Raw genomic sequence first — 24,549 nt, 5'->3', positions numbered from 1 at the left:
AAGAACCGCCGCCATGCGATATCGGCATCTGTGTACCGTATTGATTATGCTGGTATATATCGCCAAAAATGGAATGCCCTGGCAGCTTTGCGCGTGAGTCAAATGGCTTGACCCATTTTCGGTATTTGGTAATACCAGAATGCCGATACGAGAATGCACGTCGAAAGAGACCAAAGAGGCTGGCCCTGCTTTCATCAGGCGCTATGCTTGGTCCTTGGAAAAATGAATTGGGAGGATGCCGATGCCGTCGACAATGAAGGGTCCGGGGCTGTTTCTGGCGCAGTTCGCGGGGGATACCGCGCCGTTCAATTCGCTGGCCTCGATCACCAAATGGGCGGCCGGTCTCGGTTACAAGGGCGTGCAGATCCCGACCTGGGATGCACGCCTGTTCGACCTCAAGAAGGCGGCATCTTCCAAGACCTATTGCGACGAGGTGAAAGGCATCTGCTCGGATGCCGGCGTCGAGATCACCGAACTGTCGACGCATCTTCAAGGGCAGCTGGTGGCGGTGCACCCGGCCTATGATGCCCAGTTCGACGGCTTTGCACCGCCTGCGGTGCACAACAACCCCAAGGCCAGGCAGAAATGGGCGGTCGAACAGATGGAGTTCGGCGCCAAGGCCTCGAAGAATCTTGGCCTGAAAACCTCGGTGACGTTTTCCGGCGCTCTGGCCTTCCCGTATCTCTATCCCTGGCCACAGCGGCCGGCCGGGCTGATCGAGGAGGCCTTTGCCGAACTCGGCAAGCGCTGGAAGCCGATCCTCGACGTCTATGACGAGAACGGCGTCGACGTCGGCTATGAGATCCATCCCGGCGAGGACATCTTCGACGGCGCCACCTTCGAAATGTTCCTCGATGCGGTTGGCGGCCACAAGCGCTGCAACATCAACTACGACCCATCGCATTTCCTTTTGCAGCAGCTCGACTATCTCGAATTCATCGACATCTATCACGAGCGGATAAAGGCCTTCCATGCCAAGGATGCCGAGTTCAATCCGACGGGGCGGCAAGGCGTCTATTCCGGCTATCAGAGCTGGACCAATCGCGCGGGGCGATTCCGTTCGCTTGGCGACGGGCAGGTCGATTTCGGCGGCATCTTCTCCAAGCTTACCCAGTATGGCTACGATTCCTGGGCGGTGCTGGAGTGGGAGTGTTGCCTCAAGCATCCGGAGGACGGCGCGGCCGAAGGCGCGCCCTTCATCCAGCACCACATTATCCGGGTGACGGAAAAGGCCTTTGATGATTTCGCCGGCGGCACCACCGACAAGAAGATGCTGCGCGCCATGATGGGTATTTGACACAAGCAGGAGAAAGACATGGTCGGCGCATCGAAGTCGGAAGCGGGGGGCGGCCCGATCCGCTATGGTATGGTCGGCGGCGGCCAAGGCGCCTTCATCGGCGCGGTGCACCGGATCGCGGCGCGCATGGACAATGACTTCGTGCTGGTGGCCGGCGCCCTGTCGGCCAATCCCGAGCGCGCCAAGGCTTCCGCCGCCGAACTCGGTCTCGACCCGGCGCGCAGCTACGCCTCCTATGCCGAGATGGCCAAGGCCGAGGCCAAGCGCCCGGACGGCATCGAGGCGGTGGCGATCGTCACCCCCAACAATGTGCACGTGCCGGCGGCCAAGGTCTTCCTCGAGGCGGGCATCCACGTCATCTGCGACAAGCCGCTGGCGACGACTTTGGCCGAGGCCAAGAAGCTCGCGGCCGTGGTTGAAAAGACCGGCAAGGTGTTCGTGCTGACGCACAATTACACTGCCTATCCGATGATCCGGCAGGCGCGCGAGATGGTGGCCAAGGGGCAGCTTGGCGACATCCGCATCGTTCAGTCCGAGTACCCGCAGGACTGGCTGACCGAGGATCTTGCCGCCACCGGCCAGAAGCAGGCGGCGTGGCGCTCCGACCCCAAGCAGGCGGGCGCGGGCGGCGCGCTCGGCGACATCGGCACGCATGCCTACAATCTGGCGCGCTTCGTCTCGGGTCTGGAGCTCGATTCCCTGTCGGCCGATCTCGACGCTTTCGTGCCGGGGCGACTGCTCGACGACAATGTCAATGTCATGCTGCGCTTCAAGCCGGTCGGCAAGGTGCATCCGGCCAAGGGCATGATCTGGGCGAGCCAGGTGGCGCCGGGCCACGAGAACGGGCTGAAGCTGCGCATCTATGGCTCTAAAGGCGGGCTGGAATGGGTGCAGGCCGATCCGAACTATCTCTGGTACACGCCGTTTGGCCAGCCCAAGCAGCTGCTCACCCGCAACGGCGCCGGCGCGCTGCCAGTTGCGGGACGCGTCAGCCGCGTTCCGTCTGGCCATCCGGAAGGCTATCTCGAAGGCTTCGCCAACATCTACCAGGAGGCGGCGCGGGCGATCCGCGCGGCACGCAAGAAGGGCGGCAAGCCGGGCAAGGACGTGGTGTTCCCGACCATCCAGGACGGCGTCGAAGGTATGGCGTTCATCGAGGCCTGCGTGAAGTCATCGAAGAAGAACGGGGCGTGGACGAAACTTTAGGGAGCGCCGGCGCCAAGTCTCTTCTCCCTTCGGGGAGAAGGTGGCCGCGAAGCGGCCGAATGAGGGCGCATGGTGCGAGGTGCGAAAGAAACCAGCGCGCGCCGTCAAACGGGGAGGGGCTGTCGATGAAAATCGGCATGTGCATGTTTTTGTGGACGACTTCCGTGTCTAAGAAACACGAGCCGTTGCTGCGCGACATCAAGGCGACCGGCTTCGACGGCGTCGAGATACCGATCTTCTCAGGCACGCCAGAGGACTACAAGAACCTTGGCGATTTGCTCGACCGCATCGGGTTGGAGCGCACGGCTGTTACGGCGATGGGCGACCCGGCGATGAATCTGATTTCGCCGGATGCCGCGACCCGCAAGGCCGGCATCGGCTACATGAAATGGGCGATCGATTGCGCCCAGGCGCTCGGCGCGAGTACGCTGAGCGGGCCGCTGCATTCGACGCTCGGGGCCTTCTCCGGCAGCGGGCCGACCGCTGCCGAGAAGAAGCGCTCGATCGCCTCGCAACGCGCCATTGGCGATCATGCCGGCAAGCGGAACGTTACCATCGGGTTGGAGGCGCTCAACCGTTTCGAGTGCTATCTGCTGAACACGATGGCCGATCTGTCCGAGCACGTCGATGCCATCGACCGGCCGCACATCAAGGCGATGTACGACACCTTCCACGCCAATATCGAGGAAGCCGACCCGATCGGCGCCTACATGAAGCACCGGCGGAATGTCGTGCACATCCACATTTCGGAGAACGATCGCGGCGTGCCGGGGCGCGGGAACATTCCGTGGAAAGAGACTTTCGCGGCCATCCGCAAGAGCGGCTATGACGACTGGCTGACGATCGAGGCGTTTGGCAGGTCGCTGAAGGATCTGGCGGCGGCGACCAAGGTGTGGCGGGATTTTTCCGAGACGCCGGAGGCAGTTTATCGCGAGGGATACAGGCATATCAGGGATGGGTGGAAGCGGGCGGCTTAGCCGCTCACTTCCCTCATCCACGGGCGCAGCGGACGCGGAGACTCGAGGACCCATGCCGCGACTGTCGCGCGCCGCAGCGGTGCAGGTAGGAGATGCGAATGGACGCCTCTTTTTGCACCGCTGGATTCTAGCGCAGACGTCACCGAATGAAACCTCGGGTCTGCGCCGCGTCGCTTCGCTCCTTGCTCCGCCCGTGGATGAGGAAGCGACGGGCCTTTTCGCAAATCGCCGAGGTATGCGATCTGCCTTAACTCGGCACTTATCGCTCCACCAAATTTTTCGGATGTCTTACCCCACCTCGATCACAGCCTTGATCAACCCCGATTTCTCATGCGCCCAGCGGGTGAGATCATCCGGCGTGCCGGCCAGCGTGGTGCGGTGGGTGACGAGTTTTGCCAGCGGCACGGCGCCGTTGCGGATCGAGGCGGCGACGTGGTCGAAATCGACTTTCAGCGCGTTGCGGCTGCCGATCAATGTCATTTCGCGCTTGTGGAATTCCGGGTCGGAAAAGACGATGTCATCCTTGACGACGCTGACCAGCACGAGCGTGCCGCCATGCGCGACATGGGCGAAGGCCGACTGCACCGAGGCGGTGTTGCCGGTGGCGTCGAAGACGATGTCGAACCCTTCGCCGCCGGTTGCCTCGCGCACCAGTTCGGCTGCCGCTTTTTGTGAGCCGTCGAGCGTGGCGAAGCCGAGTTCGCCTTTTGCAAAATCCAGCCGCTCCGTGCTCATGTCGAGCAGGCTGACATCGAGCCCGGCGATGCGCGCAAACAGCGCTGCGCCAAGGCCGATCGGCCCGGCGCCGATGACCAGCGTGCGGGCGCCTGGTTCGGCGCGAGCGCGCCGCACGCCATGCGCGCCGATGGCGAGGAATTCCACCGCCGCCGCATCGGCCAGCGACAAGCCGTTTGCCGGATAAAGATTCTGCGCCGGCACCAGGATCTGCTCGGCCATGGCGCCGTCGCGATGGACGCCAAGCACTTCGATCCTGACGCAGCAATTCGGCTTGCCGTGCCGGCAGGCGATGCATTTTCCGCAAGCGAGATAGGGATTGATGATGACGGGCTCGCCCACGGCAAGGTCGACATCTTCGCCGGTCTCGACGACGGTGCCCGACACTTCATGGCCCATGATGCGGGGATAGGCAAGGAACGGGTGCTTGCCTTCGAAGATGTGGTAGTCGGTGCCGCAGATGCCGACATGGCTGACGGCGACCAGCGCCCAGCCGGCAGGCGGCGCTCCTGGCGCCGGCCGGTCTTCCAGGACAAGCTCGCCGGGCGAGCGGCAGACAACAGCTTTCATTCGGCAATTCCAGTGTTTCTCAAAAAAGGCGCCGGTCCGTTGTTAAGCAGGCCGGCGCAGAAGGTCAGGGAGAATTACTTGCCGCGACGGCGCAGCCCGTCGAAATAGACGATGATTATGATCAGCGCGCCGGTGATGATGCGCTGCCAGAACGAGTTGACGTTGAGCAGATTGGCGCCGTTGTTGATGGTGGCCAGGATGAAGGCGCCGAGCAGTGGGCCATGCACCGAGCCGACGGCGCCGAACAGCGAGGTGCCGCCGATCACCGATGAGGCGATCGCCTGCAACTCCCAACCTTCGGCCTGGGTCGGGTTGCCGATGCCGATGCGCGCCGCCAGCAGCACGCCGACGAAGGCCGCGCATAGGCCCGACAGCGTGTAGGCCATGTAGATGGTGCGCTGGACATTGACGCCCGAGAGGCGCGAGGCCTCGGCATTGGATCCCACAGAGAAGAGATAGCGGCCCCAGCGGCTGTGGTGCAGGAAGATGTAGGCCGGGATACCGACCAGGATCACCATCCAGAACAGATTGGGGATGCCGACAAAGGAACTGCGCGAGAACGCGGTGAAGCTGTCGCTGTTGATGTTGATCGAGTTGCCGTTGGTCATCAACAGGCCGATGCCGCGCAACGAGGTCAGCGTCGCCAGCGTGATGATGAAGGGCGGCAGGCCCATCTTGACGATGCCGAAGCCATGGAACAGGCCGATGGCAACACCGACCAGCAGCGTCACCAGAATGGCGACCCAGATCGGGAAGCCGGCATTAATCATCATGGCGACAATGACGGTGGCGAAGCCGACCACGGCGCCGACCGAGAGGTCAATGCCGCCGGTGATGATGACGAAGGTCTGGCCGACCGCCATGATGGCGATCATCGAGCCCTGCCGCAAAAGATTGGCGATGTTGTTGGAGGAGGCGAAGCTCGGCGTCGCCACCGACAGCACGATCCAGAGCAGAACCAGCAACGCCAGAAGCGTCAGCCCGAACAGGACGTTGTAGTTCCGTTTCGGTTTTTCGATCGCGACGGTTTCGATGCTCATGGTTCCTCCCGTTTCTTGTTTTGTCAGCCGATCGCCTGCGTCAGCACGTCTTCGTGGCTGGCGGCGCGAAAGCCATGGCTGGCGACCAGTTTGCCGCGCCGGAACACGTGCAGCGTATCGGCGAGCTCATAAACCTCGGGCAGATAGGACGAGATCAGGATGATGCCGGCGCCCTTGGACAACAGTTCCCCGAACAGGCGGTAGATCTCGGCCTTGGTACCGACATCGACGCCGACCGTAGGCTCGTCGAAGATGAACAGCTTAGCGCCGTGCGCCAGCCATTTGCCGATGACGATCTTCTGCTGGTTGCCGCCGGACAGGCTGGAGGCCAGGGCGCCGCGTGTTTGCGTTTTGATGCGGAGGCCGGCGATCTGGCGATCGGCTTCAGCCTTTTCCTTCGTGTTCGAAATCAGCAGGTTGTTGGAGATGCGCTTGTAGATCGGCAGGTTGAGGTTGAGGCCGACCGGCAGGTTCAGGCACAGGCCCTGGTCGCGGCGGCTTTCCGGCGCCAGCGCCATGCCGAGCTTGATCGCGTCGTGCTCGGAATTGATCAGCACCGGTTTGCCTTGCCAGCGGATCTGGCCGGCCGACTTCTTGTGGCGGCCATAAAGCGTGGTGACAAACTCGCTGCGGCCGGCGCCGATCAGGCCATAGAGCCCGACGATCTCGCCGGCACGCACTGTCATCGAGACGTCTTCGAAGCCCTTGCCCGACAGGTTTTTCGCTTCAACGATCACGGCACCGGGGGTGAAATGCTCCTTGTGGTAGACTTGCTCGATCGAGCGATTGATCATCATCTTGACCAGCTCGGCGTCATTGGTCTCGGCAATGTTGCGGGTGCCGACCAGCGTGCCGTCGCGCAGCACCGAGACGCGATCGGCGAGTTCGAACACCTCTTCCATGCGATGGCTGATGTAGATGATGGTGACGCCTTCGCCCTTGAGCCTGCGGATCAGCGTGAACAGCTGGTCGGCTTCCTTGCGGGTGAGATAGGCGGTCGGCTCGTCGAAAATCAGGAACTTGGTGCCGCGCACGGTGGCGCGGGCGGCGGCGATCAGCTGCTGCTGGCCGATGGTGAGGTCACCCAGCATGACATGCGCCGGCAGATCGAAGCCGAGACCGTCGATGATCTTCTGCGCTTCCTTGACCATGGCGCGCTGCTGCAGGATGCCGAAGCGCGAGTTCTCCTCGCCGAGGAACATGTTGGCGGCGACGGTGAGATGGCGACAGAGCACGACCTCCTGATGCACGGCGTTGATGCCCAGCGCCATCGCCTCGTGCGGGGTTGCCAGCGCTGCCGGTTTGCCCTCCCAGATGACATCGCCGGAGGTGCGCGGCATGACGCCGGTCAGAAGCTTGATCAGGGTGGATTTGCCGGCGCCGTTCTCGCCGACGATGGCGTGGATCTCACCTGCCTTGAAGGCAAGGTGAACGGGCTTCAGCGCATGCGTGCCGGGATAGCGTTTTTCCAGCCCGTGCAGTTCGAGGATCGTCCTGCCGGGCGCTAGCGTTGGGGCCGGGTGCAGTTCCTGCGCCGTGGGCGTCATGACAATCCTCCCAGATTGGCCTTACGATTGGCACGTCGCGATGCAGTCAGCCACATCGTCGAGGTGATTCAAGCCGGTGGATATTCAAGCTTGTATCCGGTGTTTCCGGGGCGCGAGGCCCCGGAAACGATTTTTGCCTGACGGGCTCAGAGCTTCGGGTTGAGCAGGGCGTCGATCTTGGGGTCTTTCATGTTTGCCTTGGTCACCAGGTTGGCGCCGGTGTCGACATTGGCCTCGACCTTCTCGCCCTTCGAGGCGGCGAGCGCGGTCTTGATGCCGTCATAGCCCATCCGGTACGGATCCTGGACGACGAGCGCGGAAATGACGCCGTCATTGAGGAACTTGATCAGCTTCTCGTCGCTGTCAAAGCCGACCAGCGCCAGCTTGCCGCCAAGGTTATTCTCGGCGACAGCCTGACCGACGCCCTGCGCCATGATCAGGTTGGACGCGAAGATGCCCTTGAGGTTCGGGTTGGCGGTGATCAGGTCGGTGGCGATGTTGAGACCGGTCGTTGCCTGGCCGTCGGCATATTTGTCCGCGACGAGCTTGAGCCCCGGATATTTCGCGGCCAGCTGCTCGGTGAAGCCCTGCTTGCGCTGCTCCAGCGAACCGGCGCCCGGCGCGTTGGTGATCAGGGCGACGTCGCCCTCGATCTTGCCGCCATTGGCTTCGCCGATGGCTGCTGCAAGACCGTCAGCGGCGACGCGTCCGCCCTGCACATTGTCGGTGGTCAGGAACGAGGTGAACGCCTTGGAGTCGGCGCCGGAGTCGATGCCGATGACCTTGACCTTGCTGGCCGCTTCATCGATCGGCTTGCCGAGCGCCTTGAATTCGGTCGGCGCGATGACGATCGCGGCCGGGTTGCCGGCGACGGCATTCTCGAGGATCGAGACCTGGCCGTTGACGTCGGTTTCAGCCTGGGCGCCGAGTTCGGGTACGTTGACGCCGAGATCCTTGCCGGCCTTGCGGGCGCCGGCCAGGACGATCTGCCAGTAGAAGGACGTGGTGTCCTTGACGATGATCGGAATGGTCACTTCCGCCGCCGAAGCCGGCGCCGTGTGCAGCGTGCCGGCAAGCATCGAGGCGGCAGCTAGTGCCATCAGTGAGCGGCGGTTGAGAATGCTGGTCACGAATTTCATTAGGAATCCTCCCTAGATCGCCCGGTGAAGGTTACGGAAGCTCCATTTGGATAGGCGCGGCCCAAACAGAACTTTATCAATAAAAAACAGTTGCCGCTATTGATAGTGCATCGGTCCGGCCGACGCAAGCGGTGTTTCATATCGGCCTGCGCATGGCTTGGCGGGGAAACCTCCCTGCCGATCCTCAGTGCCACGTCCAGACGCTCCCGATCCTCCTTGATCATCATGGAATATTAATTCCACCGTCGAGTCAATATGGAATATTCATTCCTTCTTGAGAACCGTGATCGTGGCGTTTCGTCAGCCGAGCTCCTGCACGATGGTGTAGGGAGCGTAGCGGGCGAATTCCGCTTGCGGCACCTGGATGTCGAACAGGTCGAGGTTGCGCGTCAGGTTGGCGGGCTTGGCCGTTCCGGTCAGCACGCTGGCCACGACAGGCTCCTGCAGCGGAAACTGCAATGCAGCCGCCGCCAGCGGATATCCGCCCTCATCAGCGATTTTCTCCATCGCGCCTACACGCTCGAGTATGTCCTGCGTCGCCGGCAGATAGTCGAAATGCGCACCGTGCACCGGTCCGGTCGCCAGGATGCCGGAGTTGAAGACGCCGCCGATGATCAGCGAAGTCTGTCGCTCACGACACAGCGGCAGCAACTCGGCTTCAGCCGAGCGGTCGAGCAGCGAATAGCGGCTGGCCAGCAGGATGCAGTCGAGCGGTGCTTCGCGCAGCACGTCGAGGCAGATCTGCACCTCGTTGACGCCGAGCCCATAGGCGGAAATTACACCCGACGTTTTAAGCTCGTCCAGCGCCTTCAAGCCGCCGTCCATCAGCTGGCGAAAGTGCAGCTTCGTCTTCTCGACGCCATGTGTGTAGGTGCCGATGTCGTGCACAAACAGGATGTCTATCCGGTTCAGCCCGAGCCGGGCATAGGAGAACTCGACCGAGCGCATGATGCCGTCATACGAGTAGTCGTAGTCGAGCGCGAAGGGCAGCGGGTCGACATAGGAATGATCGGGAACCTGGTCTTCCGGCACCGGGCGGAACAGCCGTCCGACCTTGGTCGACAGCACATAGGAATCCCGCGGCTTGTAGCGCAGGAAGTCGCCGGTCCGCCGCTCCGACAGGCCGAAGCCATAGAAGGGCGCGGTGTCGAAATAGCGCAGGCCGGCATCCCAGGCTGTCTGCAGCGTCTCCATCGCCGCTTCGCGCGGACAGGCCCGGTAGAGCCCGCCGATCGCCGCCCCGCCGAAGCTTATCTCGGTTACCTCGAGCGCAGTCGTGCCGATGCGGCGTTTGTCCATCCAAAGCCTCCCCTTGTGAGCCGTCGTTGCAGCCCGTTTTTTTTCGTCGGTGGTTAGAGCGTCGCGCCGAGGTGCCACGGCACGAACTCGTTGTCGCCGTAGCCGAACGCCTCGCTCTTGGTCTTGCGGCCCGATGCCGTCTCGACGATGAGTTCGAAGAGTTCCCGGCCCATGCCGGCGATGGTCTTCTCACCCGAAGCGATGACGCCGCAATTGACGTCCATGTCCTCTTCCATCTGGTGGTACATGGTCGAGTTGGTGGCGACCTTGATCGACGGCGTGGGCCGGCAGCCGAAGCAGGAGCCGCGGCCGGTGGTGAAGACGATGATGTTGGCGCCGCCCGCCACCTGACCGGTCGCCGAGACCGGGTCGTAACCGGGCGTGTCCATGAACACCAGGCCACTGCCGGTGACCTTTTCGGCATAACCGAAGACGCCGTTGAGCGGAGTCTGGCCGCCTTTGGCCACGGCGCCCAGCGACTTTTCCAGGATGGTGGTCAGGCCACCGCGCTTGTTGCCGGGCGAGGGGTTGTTGTCGATCGAGGCGCCGTGCTTGGCGACATGGTCCTCCCACCATTTGACGAAACCGTCGAGCTTCTTGGCGATCTCCGGCGTTGCCGCGCGATAGGCGAGCAGATGTTCGGCGCCATAGATCTCCGTCGTCTCCGACAGGATGCCGATGCCGCCGACGCCGGCCAGGATGTCGACCGCCGCTCCCAGCGCGGGATTGGCGGTGATGCCCGACATGCCGTCGGAACCGCCGCATTGCAGGCCGACGACGATCTCCGAGACCGGGATCGGCTCGCGCTGATACTGGCCGACTTCCTCGGCGATTTCGGCGAGCACGCCCATCGCCTTTGCGACCGATTTGCGCGAACCGCCGGCGTCCTGGATGTTGAAATGGCGTTTTCCCGCCGCCGCACCCTTCTGGCCGTAAAGGGTGAGCTGGTTGACCTCGCAGCCGAGGCCGACCATCAACGCGCCGCCGAAATTCGGATGGCGGGTGTAACCGGCGAGCGTGCGGTGTAGCACCATCATGCCGTCGCCGGTGCCGCTCATGCCGCAGCCCTGGCCATGGACGATCGGGACGAAGCCGTCGATCCCCGGATATTTCGGCAACAGCACGCGGTTGGCCTCGTCGGCAATGGCGTGGCAGACGGTGGCCGAGCAATTGACGCTGGCGATGATGCCGATGAAGTTGCGCGTGCCGGCACGGCCATCGGCGCGACGATAGCCCATGAATGTCCGGGCGCGGTCAGCTTCGGTGGCATGCTCCGCTTCGCTCGGCGGCACGACCGGCAGACGGCCGGACTCGAAGACCAGATTGTGCGAATGGACGTGGTCGCCGGGCGCGATGTCCTGGGTGGCGCGGCCGATGGCCTGGGCATACTTGACCACCGCCTCGCCGGCGGCGATAGGCTTGATCGCCACCTTGTGGCCGGGCTCGATCAAGGCCGTGGCGACGGCGCCGCCGGGCAGAGGGGTGCCGATCTCGATGCGGCCATTGGCGACCGCGACATTGTCGGCGGGGGACAGAAGAATGCTGTTCGAGGCGTTCACGGGCAGTTTCCTGGGTCTGTTCCTGGGGATGCGCGGATTGACACGCGTCTGTTTACATATAATGTCTTTTATCGTGAAAAAACATTTGTGCGTCAATTGTTTTTTCAGGAGGAGACCATGCGTCCGATGGACGCTTGGCTTGTGGGGAGCGGCGTCTGACACGCAGAGCGTTTTGCTTTGCCGGGTGAGCGCCAGGACATATGTGATATCGCGCTTCAAGCCAGCCACAGCAAGCGCCGGCGCGCAACGGGGCAGGGATGTCGAAAAGCAACAACGTCTACAAGGACGCTTACAACAGGGGTCTGCGGCTGCTCGATGAGACGCAGAGCCTGCCGTCGGAGCCGGAACTGGGCACTTTGCTCGGCGTCAGCCGGACCACCGTGCGCACCATTCTGGCGCGCATGGAAGAGACCGGGCTGATCGCGTGGAACAAACGCAGCAAGACAGTGCTCAGGACGCCGAAGCCGGATGATTTCTTCCCCGAGGAGGAGACAGACACACTGGCCCAGATCATCGAGCGGTCGTTTATGCGCAGGTTGCTGGCCGGCGGTGCAGAGGCCGGCATGCAGATCAACGAGCTCGAACTGGCGCGCGAGATCGGCGTCGGCACCACCAGCGTGCGCGAGTTCCTGATCCGCTTCTCCCGCTTCGGCCTGATCGAGAAGCGGCGCAACAGCCACTGGGTGCTGAAGGGGTTTACGCGAGCCTTTGCGCTCGAACTCACTGAAATCCGCGAGATGTTCGAGATACGCTCGGCGGCGGCCTTTGCCGCCTTGCCTGGGGATAGTCCGGTCTGGGCGGATCTCGACCGGCTGGAAGACGAGCACCGGCTTCTGGCCAGCGAAATCGCCATCCGCTTCAACGAATTCTCGGAGCTAGACGAGCGCTTCCACCGGCTGATCCACCGGGCGTCGCACAACCGCTTCATCGTCGATTTCTACGACGTCATCGCCATGATCTTTCACTACCACTACCAGTGGAACAAGGCGCAGGAGCGCGAGCGCAACGAAGTCGCGGTGAGCGAGCATCTCGCCTACATCGCGGCGCTGAAATCGCGCGATCTCGGCAAGGTCGACGCCGCCTGCCGCAAGCATCTGAAGTCGGCACGCCACACGCTGTTGACGTCGATCCCGGAAATCGGTCGGATTGCTTCTTAACGCGCCGCGTTGCCGCAGCGATGATTTGGCGATTTTCCGCCGACATGCCGCGTGCTAGATATCCAAGCGTTGCTGCGTGAAGAGGCAGGTCTTTGGACTTCCGGCGTAAGAGATGGAGCATGATGGCCGCCTTTGTCGCGGCCTGTGTGCTGCTGCTCCAGTCGACGCTCGGCGTGTTTGCTTTCGGCATTGCGCCGGATGCCTCGCAACTCGACGTTTTCGGCAACGTCATCTGTACACATGAGGGGGCGGTCCAGCTTCCCGGCGGCGATCCGCACCAGCCGCACATGCCGGCATGCTGCATGCTCGGCTGCAGCATGGCCTCCGTCGCCTATGCGCCGCCGGCAGGCGTCGGCGTGGCGCCGGTGAGCCTGTCTTTTGAAACAGTCGCGTTTCTTCCGCCGGCAGTCAGGCATCCCGACGTTACGCGTGAGCGCTCTCCGGCCAATCCGCGCGCCCCGCCGCTTGCGGGCTGAAAAACCGCCGCTCGCTTGGCGTAACCCGCGCGGGCGATAATCATCCAATGATAAACTCGTTCGCAGCCGGACAAAGGCGCGACCTCATATTCATGGAGCCTACCCATGTCCCGTTTTCGTCATGCCGGCGCGTTGCGCCGCAGCACCCCTATCTTCACCACTATCGAGCAGCGTCTCGGCAGCGCCCTCTTTGCCTTTGCACTGTTGTTCGTCGGCGCCCATTCCGTCCTTGCGCATGAGTTCAAGGCCGGTGACATCGAGATCGAGCATCCCTGGTCCCGTGCCACGCCAGCCGGCGCCAAGGTTGCCGGCGGCTATTTCACCATCGTCAACAAGGGCAGCGCACCAGACCGGCTGCTGTCGATTTCCTCCGACATTTCGGGGAAGGCCGAACTGCATGAAATGGGGGTGAAGGATGGCGTCATGACCATGCGCCCGGTCAGTGGCGCCCTGGACATTCCGGCGGGCGGCAAGATCACGCTGGGTCCTGGCGCCTACCACGTGATGTTCATGGATTTGAAGCAGCCGCCTAAAGAAGGCCAGATGTTTGCCGCCACGCTGACTTTCGAGAAGGCCGGAACCGTGACCGTCGAGTTTGCCGTGCAAGCCATAGGCAGCGCGCCACCCCTCGAAGACAACGACTGACCAATCAATTTGCCAACCGATTTTTCGAGAGGGACCATCATGAACAAGTATCTTTTGCCGGCCGCTGCATTCCTTGTCCTGGGGACAAGCGCTGCCTTCGGCCATATCACGCTCGAAACCCAGGAAGCGCCGGTCGGTTCGACCTACAAGGCCGTGCTGCGCGTGCCGCATGGCTGCGAAGGCAAGGCGACGATTGCCGTGCGCGTGCAGATCCCGGAAGGGGTGATCGGGGTGAAGCCGATGCCCAAGCCCGGCTGGACGCTGCAGGTCAAGAAAGGCAAGTACGAGAAATCCTACCAGCTCTATGGCGAGGCGGTGACCTCGGGCGTCAAGGAAGTCGACTGGAGCGGCGGCAGCCTGCCGGATGAATTTTATGACGAGTTCGTCTTCCGCGGCACGTTGGCCGCCGATCTGCCGGCCGGGCAAAAACTCTATTTTCCGGTGGTGCAGGAATGCGATGGGGCCACCACGCGTTGGATAGAGATTCCGGCGGCTGGTCAGGATGAGGATGCGCTGGAAGATCCGGCGCCCGGCCTCAACCTGCTGCCGAAGAAATGATGCATTGGCGGCGCGCTGCTTCGAAGCGGCGCGCCACTGTTTTGGTGGATGGCATGAACGTGGCCTGTTTTCAGCGGATAGAACGGACAGCCGGCAGGTGCTTCGGCCTGCTGGCCGCGATCCTGCTGCTTGCCGTCCTTGCCACGCCAAACCAGGCCTTTGCCCATGCGGCGCTGATCAAGGCCGAGCCTGCCGACGGCGCGGTTCTGGAGCGAGCGCCGACGCAATTTTCGCTGACCTTCAGCGAGCCTGTGTCGCCGCTGGTGCTGACCTTGGTGCGGCCCGACGGTACGCCTGTCGCTTTGACCTCGTTTCGGTTGAGCGACCAAACGGTTGAGATCGGCAATCCACAAAAGCTCGGGCCGGGCACCCATGTCTTGAGCTGGCGGGTGATTTCCGCCGATGGCCATCCGGTCGGCGGCTCGGTGCTGTTTTCCGTTGGCGCGCCAAGTGCGGCGCCGGCGGTGGGGGAAGCTGTCGATATAGATTTGCGGTCAGCGATCTGGACCGGCAAGGTTCTTCTCTACATCGGGCTTTTCCTCGGCATTGGCGGCGCCTTCGCGCTGACATGGCTGGCGCAAGGCCAGCGCTCAGGCCAGCGCTTCGTCATTGCCGCCATCCTGTGCGGGCTGGTCGCAGCACCCCTGTCGCTCGGGTTCCAGGGGCTGGACGCGCTGGGCGCGCCACTCGCCCGGCTGGCGCAACCGGTGGTCTGGCGGACGGCGCTTGGCACCAGCTTCGGCTGGACGGTGCTGATTTCGCTGGCGGCGCTCGGGCTTGGCCTGCTGTCGTTGGTCGGATCGCGTGCTGGCGCCAGGCCGTTGGCGCTCGCCGGGCTGGCCGGTGTGGGTGCAGCCCTTGCCGCCAGCGGCCATGCCAGTGCAGCCGAACCGCAATGGCTGACGCGGCCTATGGTGTTCCTGCATGGCGCCGGCATCGCTTTCTGGGCTGGAGCACTGCTGCCGCTCGGCCTGGCGTTGAGCAGCCAATCGGTGGAAGCCGGGGCGTTCCTGCGGCGGTTTTCGCGCGCGATCATGCCCGTGGTGGTAGTGCTTGCCGCCGCCGGTGTGGTGCTCGCCATCATCCAGGTGCAGACACCGGCGGCACTGGTCAACACCGCCTATGGCCGGCTGCTGCTGATCAAGCTGGCGCTGCTGGTGTTTCTGTTCACGCTGGCGGCGGTCAATCGATGGCGGCTCACCGCCTTGGCCGAGGCCGGAGCGACGGAAGTGCGGCGACGGCTTAGCCGCTCGATCTCAGTCGAAATGCTGATCGTGCTCCTGATCTTCGGCGTTGCCGCCGGCTGGCGCTTCACGCCGCCGCCACGGGCCCTGGCAATCGCCGCGGCACAACCGACGTCGACCCATATCCACACTATGAAGGCGATGGCCGACATCGACATCACGCCCGGCCATACCGGGGAGGTCACCGCCTCCATCGTCATCATGGATGGCGATTTCGGCCCGCTCGACGCCAAGGAAGTGTCGCTGGTGCTGTCCAAGCCCGATTCGGGGATCGAGCCGATCAAGCGTCCGGCGACCAAGCCAGGCGACGGCACTTGGCGGGTCGATAATCTCGTCATTCCGATTCCAGGCCGCTGGACGGCGCGGCTCGATATTCTGGTTTCGGATTTCGAAGTGATAAAGATCGAAGCGCCGATCGATATCCGCGCCGACTAATATACCAAATGGCTATGCTTTCGTTTTCCGCATAAGCTACGAGTCGCCTTGTGCGGTTCATTGGCTTTTACTGGTGCATTGATATGTTCGGGATCGAGCGATGCCTCTGACGGTGCACTCTTTGTGGCAAAAAACAATTCGATCAGCCGTCGTATCAGCTCGGTCTATAGCGAAAGTATGTTGCGGTCTTCTGGTCTTCTTTCTTGTCGGCGGGTGCGATCTCACAGGTAAAAAAAGCTTGACGCAGCCGAGTTTGACCCGTGAGGAGCGCCTGAAGTTTGCCCGAGATTCCTACGCCAAAGAGCAATGTAAAAAGCAATGGGCGGTACTTTGGCCCTTGGCGCGAGAAGGCGATGGCGAAGCCCTGTCGGAGCTTGCCTATGAGCTCGAGCTCGGGCTCAAGATGCCGGCCACGGATTCGGATATGAAAGGCGATGCGCATGATGCCAATGTGACTGTCATTGCCATCTACGGTGCGGCAAAACACCCTGACGGCAAAAGCAATCTCAATTATATCTTTGACCCTGCTCGATGGAATAAGGACGATGTCAAGGTTGTATCCATTCGTTCAGGCTCGATCATTTATAGTTCAATCAACCCTCCTCCTCCGGCTTCAATGACAAAGTTGAAAAATTGCCTCTTTCAGGCAAATTCCTCCGCTGCCGGCGATTTATGCGTCGCCCAGGCCATCGAATTGGGGCTCATTCCAAGCTTTCCCGAATACAGCACGGCCATGGACGCAGTCCTGGCTACATACCGCGCGGAGAGCTGCACTCCTCGTCCCTGGTAAGAGAATAGTACCCGACGCCTGAGCGCAACTTGGCTCCCGGAAAGCCGCGTCGGGCTCTCAACTCGCTCAGCCGAGTTCCTGGGCTAACCCGATGAGATGCCCTTCCGGCCCGCGGATGTAGCAGAGCCGATACACCTCCTGGTAACGGACGACTTCACCGACCAGCTGCGCGCCACGCTTGCGGAGCCTTTCCAGCGTGTCGTCGATGTCGTCCACGGTAAACATGACGCGCAGGTAGCCCAGGGCGTTGACCGGGGCGTTGCGGTGATCGGCGACGACAGTCGGCGTGAGGAAGCGGGAGAGCTCGAGCCGGCTATGGCCATCCGGTGAGCGCATCATGGCAATCTCGACGTGCTGATCGCCGAGCCCGGTGACACGTCCGGCCCACTCGCCTTCGATCGTCGCCCGCCCTTCCAGTTCGAGGCCGAGCTCGCGAAAGAAAGCAATCGTCTCGTCGAGGTCATCGACGACGATTCCGACATTGTCCATCCGTTTGACTGCCATAAGTTCAACCTAACGTCATATGTTCGATCGGCAAGGCGGCGCCTGGTCACCAACGGACCCTTCCTGACTCGGTCTGACACAACGCCGACGCAACGCAATTCGGCGAGGCGGTTGACGTGGCGCGAAAGGCCCGTCAATCATCTCGCCGAAAAATGGGCATCCCGGAAAACGCGGCCTCAACAAAATCCGAAGCAGGGAAGAAACGATGGAAAAAGCCGAAATCGGCCTGATCGGCCTTGGCACAATGGGCTCCAACCTCGCGCTCAACATTGCCGAGCACGGGCACCGCATCGCCGTCTTCAACCGCACCAGGGCGCGCACCGATGCCTTCCTCGAAGGCGCCGGTTCGCTCAGGGACATGGTGGTGCCCTGCTACAGCCTGGAAGAACTGGCAGCCGCGATCAAGCCGCCGCGCCCGGTCATCATCATGGTGCTGGCCGGCAAGCCGGTCGACGAGCAGATCGAAGCGCTGCGCGGCGTGCTGTCGGCCAACGACATCGTCATCGATGCCGGCAACGCCAATTTCCGCGACACGATGCGGCGCTTTTCGGAACTGTCCGGTTCGGGCCTTACCTTCATCGGCATGGGCGTATCCGGTGGCGAGGAAGGTGCGCGCCATGGGCCGTCGATTATGGTCGGCGGCACCGAAGAATCCTGGAAGCGCGTCGAACGCGTGCTGACCGCGATCTCGGCCAAGTTCAAGGACGAACCGTGCGCTGCGTGGCTAGGGACCGACGGCGCCGGGCATTTCGTCAAAACCATCCACAACGGCATAGAATATGCCGACATGCAGATGATCGCCGAGATCTATGGCATCCTGCGCGACGGCCTCGGCATGGGGCCGAAGGAGATCGGCACCGTCTTTGAAACCTGGAACAAGGGCCGGCTCGATTCGTATCTGATCGAGATCACGGCCAAGGTGCTGGCCGCCGACGATGCAAAGACCGGCAAGCCGGTGGTCGACATCATCCTCGACCGTGCCGGCCAGAAGGGCACCGGCAAATGGTCTGTCATCGAGGCGCAGCAGCTCGGCATTCCGGCGACGGCCATCGAGGCGGCGGTGGCGGCCCGCGTGCTGTCCTCGATCAAGGATGAGCGGCAGGCGGCCGAAAAAGCCTATGGCAATATCGGCGTCACCAAGATCTCCGGCGACAAGGCGGCACTTCTGAAAGACCTGGAGCTGGCGCTGCTCGCCGGCAAGATCGCCGCCTATGCACAAGGTTTCGCGGTGATGAGCGCCGCCTCGAAGGAGTTCAATTGGAACCTGCCGATGCCGACCATCGCCAAGATCTGGCGTGCCGGCTGTATCATCCGCTCGCAGATGCTCGACACCATGGCGGAAGCCTTCGGCTCGGGCGGCGCGTCCACCAACCTTTTGATGGCGCCGGCTTTCACCACCATGATGCAGGAGGCGCATCCGTCGCTTAGGCGCACCGTTGCCAAGGCATCGGAAGCAGGCTCGCCGGTGCCTGCACTGGCGTCGGCACTTGCCTATTTCGACAGCTACCGCCAGGGCCGCGGCACCTCGAACCTGATCCAGGCGCAGCGCGACTTCTTCGGCGCGCATGGCTTCGAGCGCATCGGCGAGCAGGGCGCTTTCCATGGGCCATGGGGAAGTGGAGCGGCCGGATAGGGTCAGGTGAGGCGGACCTCTCAGGTCGTGCCAGTCAGCCCTGATACGCGACGACGTCGCCTGGCTTGACCACAGTCTGCAAAGAGCCAGGTGCCGCGCCGCCTATCCAGCCCAGCACGGCGCGGGCAAGCTCGGTGCCGGCGAGGCGGAAATCTTCGTTGACGATCAGCAACTCCCGGCGGAACAGATGCAGCAGTTCCGACGATTGCTTGGACACGACATCGACGTCGCGGCCGAGTTTCAGGCCGGCATCCTCGATGCCGGCGACGATGGCCAGCGTTGCTGCGGCGGCGCTGCTGACGAAACCGTCCGGCCTGACGTCGCGGCGCATCAACTGCGCGGTCCGCGTCCTGATCTGATCGATCGACTGGTCGATCGAAACAGCGTTGAACGGCACTTCGCTGGCGTCGACCTCGCTCAGTGCGTCGGCAAAGCCATTGACCGTGTGGTCGTAATAGGTGAGCCCGACCGGCGGCGCTACCAGCGCCAGCCGGCGCCGGCCGACGCCGGCCAGATGGCGCACCGCTTCGGCGGCGAAGGCGTAATTGTCGAAGTCGTGATAGGGGTGGACAAGCCCCATGTCGGTGCGGCCATGCGTGGCAAAGGGTATGCCGCGCTCCAGCATGTAGCGGGCGCGCGGATCGTTGGGCTGCGTGCGTGAGATGATGACGCCATCGGCCGAGCCGGACTCGACCAGATACTTTACCGGGTCCAGCGGATCCTGCGAGCGCGAGTAGGGCGTGACGATCAGGTGATAGGGTGTGTCGGCAATGACCTCCGAGACGCCGTAGATGATGTCCGAGACAAAGCTCATGATCTCGCGCTCGGTATTGAGCACGAGGCTGATAACATTGGTCTTGCCGGTCCGCAGGCGCACGCCGGCGCGGTTCGGCCGGTAGCCGATCTGCCTCGCGACGAGTTGAACCCGCCGCCTGGTCTCGGCGCCGATCTCGGGTGCATCCTTGAGCGCGCGCGAGACGGTGGTGACGCCGAGCCCGGTCATGAAGGCAAGCGTCTTCAGCGTCGGCCGCTCATGCGCCGACGCCTCGTCGTCCTTGTCCGTCTGGTCCCTGTCCATTCGTCCCGCCCCGTCAGGCGCATAGCAGCCGCCGGACCAGCCGACAATCGCTTCGATGACGATGTGGCACGGTTCTTCGCAGTCAGGCCTCAATATACTGAAACGTTACAGATTTCCAACATCGCAGCGCGTGGGCCTCTCAAGCCATGGTTTTGGCAGGGTTTTGGCGGCCAGAAACGTAGCGCGACAATCAGGTTCGAGACGGTTTTCTTGCGCTGCAGCATGATTTTGCAGCGCAGCACCCGGTTTTGCGCGCAGTTTGCCGGTTCGCACGCAACGAATTTGTTCGCGCCTCGAAAAAACATTCGAGCGCGTTTATCTCAGGGGTTGCACGCACCGCATAATTGCCGTATCGAAAATCTGTAACGTTTCAGATTCTGGGAGGAACCGAAATGCGCTATAGACTTTTGACCGCTGCCCTTGCCGCGACGGCCGCGCTTCAGCTTGCCGGCCCGGCGGCCGCCACCGACCTGGAAGTGACCCATTGGTGGACATCGGGCGGCGAGGCGGCGGCGGTTGCGGAATTCGCGAAGGCTTTTGACGCGACCGGCAATCACTGGGTCGACGGCGCCATTGCCGGATCCGGCGGCACGGCACGGCCGATCATGATCAGCCGCATCACCGGCGGCGATCCGATGGGCGCCACCCAGTTCAATCACGGCCGGCAGGCCGAAGAACTGGTGCAGGCCGGCCTGATGCGCGACCTCACCGATGTCGCCACCAAGGGCAAGTGGACGGAAATCGTGCGGCCGAAGAGCCTGCTCGACAGCTGCACCATCGACGGCAAGATCTATTGCGTGCCGGTCAATATCCACTCCTGGCAGTGGTTGTGGCTGTCGAACGAAGCCTTCGAGAAGGCCGGCGTGCCGCTGCCGAAGGACTGGAATGAATTCGTGGCGGCAGCGCCCGCCCTGGAAAAGGCGGGCATCATCCCGCTCGCTGTCGGCGGACAGGCCTGGCAATCTTCCGGCGCCTTCGACGTGCTGCTGGCGGCGGTCGGCGGCACCGACGCGTTCCTTAAGGTCTACAAGGACAAGGATGCCAAGTTCGCCGCCGGGCCCGAGATCGCCAAGGTCTTCAAGGCCGCCGACGATGCCCGCAAGATGGCGAAGAACACCAATGTGCAGGACTGGAACCAGGCAACCAATCTCGTCATCACCGGCAAGGCCGGTGGCCAGATCATGGGTGACTGGGCGCAAGGCGAGTTCCAGGTTGCCGGCAAGGTCGCCGGCAAGGACTATGCCTGCCTGCCGGGCCTCGGTCTGAACGAAGTGATCGCCACCGGCGGCGACGCCTTCTATTTCCCGCTGCTCAAGGATGCCGACAAGTCCAAGGCGCAGGAGGTGTTGGCAGAGACGCTGCTCGACCCTAAGACTCAGGTCGCCTTCAATCTCAAGAAGGGCTCGCTGCCGGTGCGCGGTGACGTCGATCTCAATGCGGCGAACGACTGCATGAAGAAGGGTCTGGCGATCCTCGCCAAGGGCGCCGTCATCCCGTGGACTGACCAACTGCTTTCGCAGGACACCCAGAAGCAGAAGGAAGATCTCTTCGCCGAATTCTTCGCCAAGCCGGACCTGACCATCGAAGACGCGCAGAAACGCTTCGCCGACCTCATCGCTTCGGCAGACTGACGTTGGAGGCAATACACCTCGCTCCCGGTCTTGCGAAAGCAGGGCCGGGATAGCACCGCCCTTACCCAGCCGGCTGACGAGATGAGCAAGAGCGAACGCCCCAACCCGCTGTTCCGCAACCTCAATGCGAAGGTCGCCTCGATCCCGATGATCCTCACCGCGTCGGTGGTTTTCGTCGGCGGCACCGTCTGGACGGTGTTCTATTCCTTCACCAATTCGAAGCTGCTGCCACGGCTGAATTTCGCCGGGCTCGATCAGTATTACCGGCTGTGGGTGACGCCGCGCTGGCTGATCTCGATCGAGAACCTTTTGATCTACGGCGCGATCTCGCTGGTGTTCTCACTGGTCATCGGCTTCCTGCTTGCAGCGCTTCTCGACCAGAAGATCCGTTTCGAGGACACGTTCCGCACCATCTTCCTCTATCCGTTCGCGCTTTCCTTCATCGTCACCGGCCTGGTCTGGCAGTGGCTGCTCAATCCGGATTTCGGCATCCAGCATGTGGTGCGGGACCTCGGCTGGACGAGCTTCAACTTCGACCCGCTATACAATTCCAGCATCGTCATCTACGGCATTTCGATTGCGGCGCTGTGGCAAGGCACCGGGCTCATCATGTGCTTGATGCTGGCCGGCCTGCGCGGCATCGACGAGGACATCTGGAAGGCGGCGCGGGTAGACGGGATCCCGATGTGGAAGACCTATCTGTTCATCGTCATCCCGATGATGCGGCCGGTTTTCATCACCACGCTGGTCATCATCGCGTCGGGCATCGTCAAGGTCTACGACCTCGTTGTCGCCCAGACCAGCGGCGGCCCCGGAATCGCCTCCGAAGTGCCGGCCAAATATGTTTACGACTACATGTTCTTCGCACAGAATCTTGGCCAGGGCTTTGCCGCCTCGACCATGATGCTGCTCTCGGTGGTGATCGTCGTCGTGCCGTGGGCCTACCTTGAATTCGGAGGCAGGAAGCGTGGCTGACCCGGCCGTCCCTTTGCCCGCCAGCGCGGGTGCCGCCGAGCGCGAAGCCTCGGGGCCGCGCGGGCCGAAGCCGCGGCATGTCTTCTCGCGCCGCAACATCTTCCTCTATGGCACGCTGATCGTGGTGGCAGTCTACTATCTGCTGCCGCTCTATGTGATGGTGGTCACCTCGCTTAAGGGCATGCCCGAGATACGGATGGGCAATATCTTCTCGCCGCCGCTCGAAATCACGTTCGAACCGTGGGTGAAGGCGTGGGCGACGGCCTGCACCGGCCTCAATTGCGACGGGCTTTCGCGCGGCTTCTGGAATTCGGTGCGCATCACTGTGCCGTCAGTGCTGCTGTCGATCGCGATCGCCTCGGTGAACGGCTATGCGCTGGCCAACTGGCGCTTCAAGGGCGCCGACACATTCTTCGTCATCCTGATCGTCGGCGCCTTCATCCCCTATCAGGTGATGATCTATCCGATCGTCATCATCCTGCGCGAGATCGGCCTCTACGGCAGCCTCAGCGGCCTGGTGATCGTCCATTCCATCTTCGGCATGCCGATCCTCACGCTTTTGTTCCGCAACTATTTTGCCTCGATGCCGGAAGAGCTGTTCAGGGCGGCACGGGTCGACGGCGCCGGCTTCTGGGGCATCTTCCTGCGGATCATGGCGCCGATGTCGCTGCCGATCTTCGTCGTCGCCATCATCCTGCAGGTGACCGGCATCTGGAACGACTTCCTGTTCGGCGTCGTCTACACCCGCCCCGACACCTATCCGATGACGGTGCAGCTCAACAACATCGTGAATTCGGTGCAAGGCGTGAAGGAGTACAACGTCAACATGGCCGCCACCATCCTGACCGGCCTTGTGCCACTCATCGTCTACTTCATTTCCGGCAAGCTTTTCGTGCGCGGCATCGCCGCCGGTGCGGTGAAAGGGTGATGGCGATGACGGCAGCCAACGGCACCAGCGTTTCGATCCAGGACCTGTCCCTGAATTTCGGCTCTGTATCGGTGCTGCAGACCCTCAATCTCGAGGTCGCAGAGGGCGAGTTCATCGTGCTGCTCGGTCCCTCGGGCTGCGGCAAGTCGACCTTGCTCAACTGCATCGCCGGGCTGCTCGATATTTCCGAAGGCCGCATCTTCATCAAGGGCAAGAACGTCACCTGGGAAGAGCCCAAGGATCGCGGCATCGGCATGGTGTTCCAGTCCTATGCGCTTTATCCGCAAATGACGGTGGAGAAGAACCTGTCGTTCGGCCTGCGCGTTGCCGGCGTGCCCAGGGACGAGATCGCCAAGCGCATCGCCCGCGCCGCCGAGATCCTGCAGATCGAGCCGCTTTTGCAGCGCAAGCCCGCGGCCTTGTCCGGCGGCCAACGCCAGCGCGTGGCGATCGGGCGGGCGCTGGTGCGCGACGTCGACGTCTTCCTTTTCGACGAGCCACTATCCAATCTCGACGCCAAGCTGCGCTCGGAACTGCGCGTCGAAATCAAGCTTCTGCATCGCAAGCTGCAGAACACCATGATCTACGTCACCCACGACCAGATCGAGGCGATGACGCTGGCCGACCGTATCGCGGTCATGCGCGGCGGCGTCATCCAGCAGCTTGACGCGCCGCAGACGATCTATAACCGGCCGGTCAACCGGTTTGTCGCCGGCTTCCTCGGCTCGCCGGCGATGAATTTCCTCGAAGGGGAGCTGGAGGCCAGTGCTGCTCCAGTGTTCAGGACCGACGGTGTTTCGGTGCCGCTCGATCGCTATACCTTTGACGGCACGGAGCGCCCGGCCGGCGCTTGCGTGCTGGGCATCCGGCCTGAACATATCGCTTTCGGTGACGCGGCGAAGTCGATGCCGTTTTCCGCCGGCGGTTCGGTCGAGATCGTTGAGCCGATGGGTTCCGACACGCTGGTGTGGACCAAGCTTGCCGGCCGCAACTTCTCCTTCCGCGTCGAAGCGGAACGGACGCTGCGCAGCGGCGATCCGATCCAGTTCGGTTTCGATCCGGCGCGCGCCTCGCTGTTCGACGCTGCGACCGGCAATCGCCTGTGACCCTCTAGAATCATCCGCAA

At 62.6% G+C, this 24,549-nt stretch carries 22 protein-coding genes; 14 read left to right on the top strand and 8 right to left on the bottom strand.

What is annotated here, in order from left to right:
- Positions 1-241: 241 nt before the first annotated feature.
- From NKJ88_RS08215 to NKJ88_RS08205, 3 genes are all read left to right on the top strand, one after another.
- On the top strand, positions 242-1,297 hold the full coding sequence (locus NKJ88_RS08215) for a sugar phosphate isomerase/epimerase family protein (protein WP_352443910.1): 1,056 nt from the start codon (positions 242-244) through the stop codon (positions 1,295-1,297).
- 18 nt (positions 1,298-1,315) lie between these two features.
- On the top strand, positions 1,316-2,503 hold the full coding sequence (locus tag NKJ88_RS08210; RefSeq protein ID WP_023683012.1) for a Gfo/Idh/MocA family protein: 1,188 nt from the start codon (positions 1,316-1,318) through the stop codon (positions 2,501-2,503).
- A gap of 125 nt (positions 2,504-2,628) precedes the next feature.
- Complete coding sequence (locus NKJ88_RS08205; RefSeq protein ID WP_023683013.1) at positions 2,629-3,480, top strand: sugar phosphate isomerase/epimerase family protein; 852 nt, start codon at positions 2,629-2,631, stop codon at positions 3,478-3,480.
- Positions 3,481-3,768: 288 nt separating this feature from the next.
- On the opposite strand, the gene NKJ88_RS08200 is transcribed toward NKJ88_RS08205, so the two are convergent.
- From NKJ88_RS08200 to NKJ88_RS08175, 6 genes are all read right to left on the bottom strand, one after another.
- Positions 3,769-4,785, bottom strand: a complete 1,017-nt coding sequence (locus NKJ88_RS08200) for a zinc-binding alcohol dehydrogenase family protein (RefSeq protein WP_023683014.1) — start codon at positions 4,783-4,785, stop codon at positions 3,769-3,771.
- Positions 4,786-4,859: 74 nt separating this feature from the next.
- Positions 4,860-5,825 (bottom strand): ABC transporter permease, encoded by a 966-nt coding sequence (locus tag NKJ88_RS08195; protein ID WP_023683015.1) that lies wholly within the window; start codon positions 5,823-5,825, stop codon positions 4,860-4,862.
- Positions 5,826-5,848: 23 nt separating this feature from the next.
- The gene (locus NKJ88_RS08190) at positions 5,849-7,372 is read right to left on the bottom strand and encodes a sugar ABC transporter ATP-binding protein (RefSeq protein WP_031197627.1); all 1,524 of its coding nucleotides are present in this window, start codon (positions 7,370-7,372) and stop codon (positions 5,849-5,851) included.
- 146 nt (positions 7,373-7,518) lie between these two features.
- Entirely contained in the window at positions 7,519-8,511 is a 993-nt protein-coding gene (locus NKJ88_RS08185) for an ABC transporter substrate-binding protein (protein WP_352443909.1), read from the bottom strand.
- Positions 8,512-8,811: 300 nt separating this feature from the next.
- On the bottom strand, positions 8,812-9,810 hold the full coding sequence (locus tag NKJ88_RS08180; RefSeq protein ID WP_352443908.1) for an aldo/keto reductase: 999 nt from the start codon (positions 9,808-9,810) through the stop codon (positions 8,812-8,814).
- A 53-nt stretch (positions 9,811-9,863) separates the two neighbouring features.
- A complete protein-coding gene (locus tag NKJ88_RS08175) occupies positions 9,864-11,369 on the bottom strand; it encodes a UxaA family hydrolase (RefSeq protein ID WP_023728563.1) in 1,506 nt (501 codons plus the stop codon).
- 257 nt (positions 11,370-11,626) lie between these two features.
- On the opposite strand from NKJ88_RS08175, the gene NKJ88_RS08170 reads away from it, so the two are divergent.
- The 6 genes from NKJ88_RS08170 to NKJ88_RS08145 all read left to right on the top strand — a co-directional run bounded on the left by NKJ88_RS08170 (position 11,627) and on the right by NKJ88_RS08145 (position 16,674).
- A complete protein-coding gene (locus tag NKJ88_RS08170; RefSeq protein ID WP_023735133.1) occupies positions 11,627-12,526 on the top strand; it encodes a GntR family transcriptional regulator in 900 nt (299 codons plus the stop codon).
- Positions 12,527-12,645: 119 nt separating this feature from the next.
- Positions 12,646-13,002 carry a DUF2946 family protein gene (locus tag NKJ88_RS08165; protein ID WP_023713447.1) on the top strand — a complete coding sequence of 119 codons (357 nt, stop codon included), beginning with the start codon at positions 12,646-12,648 and terminating at the stop codon, positions 13,000-13,002.
- Positions 13,003-13,107: 105 nt separating this feature from the next.
- Positions 13,108-13,647 (top strand): copper chaperone PCu(A)C, encoded by a 540-nt coding sequence (locus NKJ88_RS08160; protein ID WP_023824644.1) that lies wholly within the window; start codon positions 13,108-13,110, stop codon positions 13,645-13,647.
- A gap of 39 nt (positions 13,648-13,686) precedes the next feature.
- Complete coding sequence (locus NKJ88_RS08155) at positions 13,687-14,205, top strand: YcnI family copper-binding membrane protein (RefSeq protein WP_023683022.1); 519 nt, start codon at positions 13,687-13,689, stop codon at positions 14,203-14,205.
- A gap of 53 nt (positions 14,206-14,258) precedes the next feature.
- Positions 14,259-15,884, top strand: coding sequence for a copper resistance CopC/CopD family protein (locus NKJ88_RS08150; RefSeq protein ID WP_023714137.1), 1,626 nt, complete (start codon positions 14,259-14,261; stop codon positions 15,882-15,884).
- A 100-nt stretch (positions 15,885-15,984) separates the two neighbouring features.
- Positions 15,985-16,674: a hypothetical protein gene (locus tag NKJ88_RS08145; protein WP_155923308.1), complete on the top strand. Its 690-nt coding sequence runs from the start codon at positions 15,985-15,987 to the stop codon at positions 16,672-16,674.
- A 66-nt stretch (positions 16,675-16,740) separates the two neighbouring features.
- Here NKJ88_RS08145 and NKJ88_RS08140 read toward each other — a convergent pair whose 3' ends face one another.
- Positions 16,741-17,178, bottom strand: a complete 438-nt coding sequence (locus NKJ88_RS08140) for a VOC family protein (RefSeq protein WP_023669807.1) — start codon at positions 17,176-17,178, stop codon at positions 16,741-16,743.
- Between the two features lie 205 nt (positions 17,179-17,383).
- On the opposite strand from NKJ88_RS08140, the gene gnd reads away from it, so the two are divergent.
- Positions 17,384-18,811, top strand: coding sequence for an NADP-dependent phosphogluconate dehydrogenase (gene gnd / locus NKJ88_RS08135; RefSeq protein WP_023824642.1), 1,428 nt, complete (start codon positions 17,384-17,386; stop codon positions 18,809-18,811).
- Between the two features lie 34 nt (positions 18,812-18,845).
- Here the strand turns inward: gnd and NKJ88_RS08130 are convergent, their stop codons facing one another.
- Complete coding sequence (locus NKJ88_RS08130) at positions 18,846-19,889, bottom strand: LacI family transcriptional regulator (RefSeq protein WP_023824641.1); 1,044 nt, start codon at positions 19,887-19,889, stop codon at positions 18,846-18,848.
- Between the two features lie 392 nt (positions 19,890-20,281).
- Here NKJ88_RS08130 and NKJ88_RS08125 point away from each other — a divergent pair, with 392 nt between their 5' ends.
- From NKJ88_RS08125 to NKJ88_RS08110, 4 genes are all read left to right on the top strand, one after another.
- Entirely contained in the window at positions 20,282-21,520 is a 1,239-nt protein-coding gene (locus NKJ88_RS08125; RefSeq protein ID WP_023683028.1) for an ABC transporter substrate-binding protein, read from the top strand.
- Between the two features lie 81 nt (positions 21,521-21,601).
- On the top strand, positions 21,602-22,495 hold the full coding sequence (locus NKJ88_RS08120) for a carbohydrate ABC transporter permease (protein ID WP_023704232.1): 894 nt from the start codon (positions 21,602-21,604) through the stop codon (positions 22,493-22,495).
- On the top strand, positions 22,488-23,423 hold the full coding sequence (locus NKJ88_RS08115) for a carbohydrate ABC transporter permease (RefSeq protein ID WP_023669802.1): 936 nt from the start codon (positions 22,488-22,490) through the stop codon (positions 23,421-23,423). Before NKJ88_RS08120 ends, NKJ88_RS08115 begins: the two co-directional genes overlap by 8 nt.
- 5 nt (positions 23,424-23,428) lie before the next feature.
- Positions 23,429-24,529, top strand: a complete 1,101-nt coding sequence (locus tag NKJ88_RS08110; RefSeq protein WP_023824640.1) for an ABC transporter ATP-binding protein — start codon at positions 23,429-23,431, stop codon at positions 24,527-24,529.
- Positions 24,530-24,549 lie beyond the last annotated feature (20 nt).

The sequence above is a fragment of the Mesorhizobium sp. M0016 genome, from assembly GCF_040324035.1.
In the GTDB taxonomy this organism is placed as follows: Bacteria; Pseudomonadota; Alphaproteobacteria; order Rhizobiales; family Rhizobiaceae; genus Mesorhizobium.
This window is presented reverse-complemented; position numbering and strand designations above follow the sequence as displayed.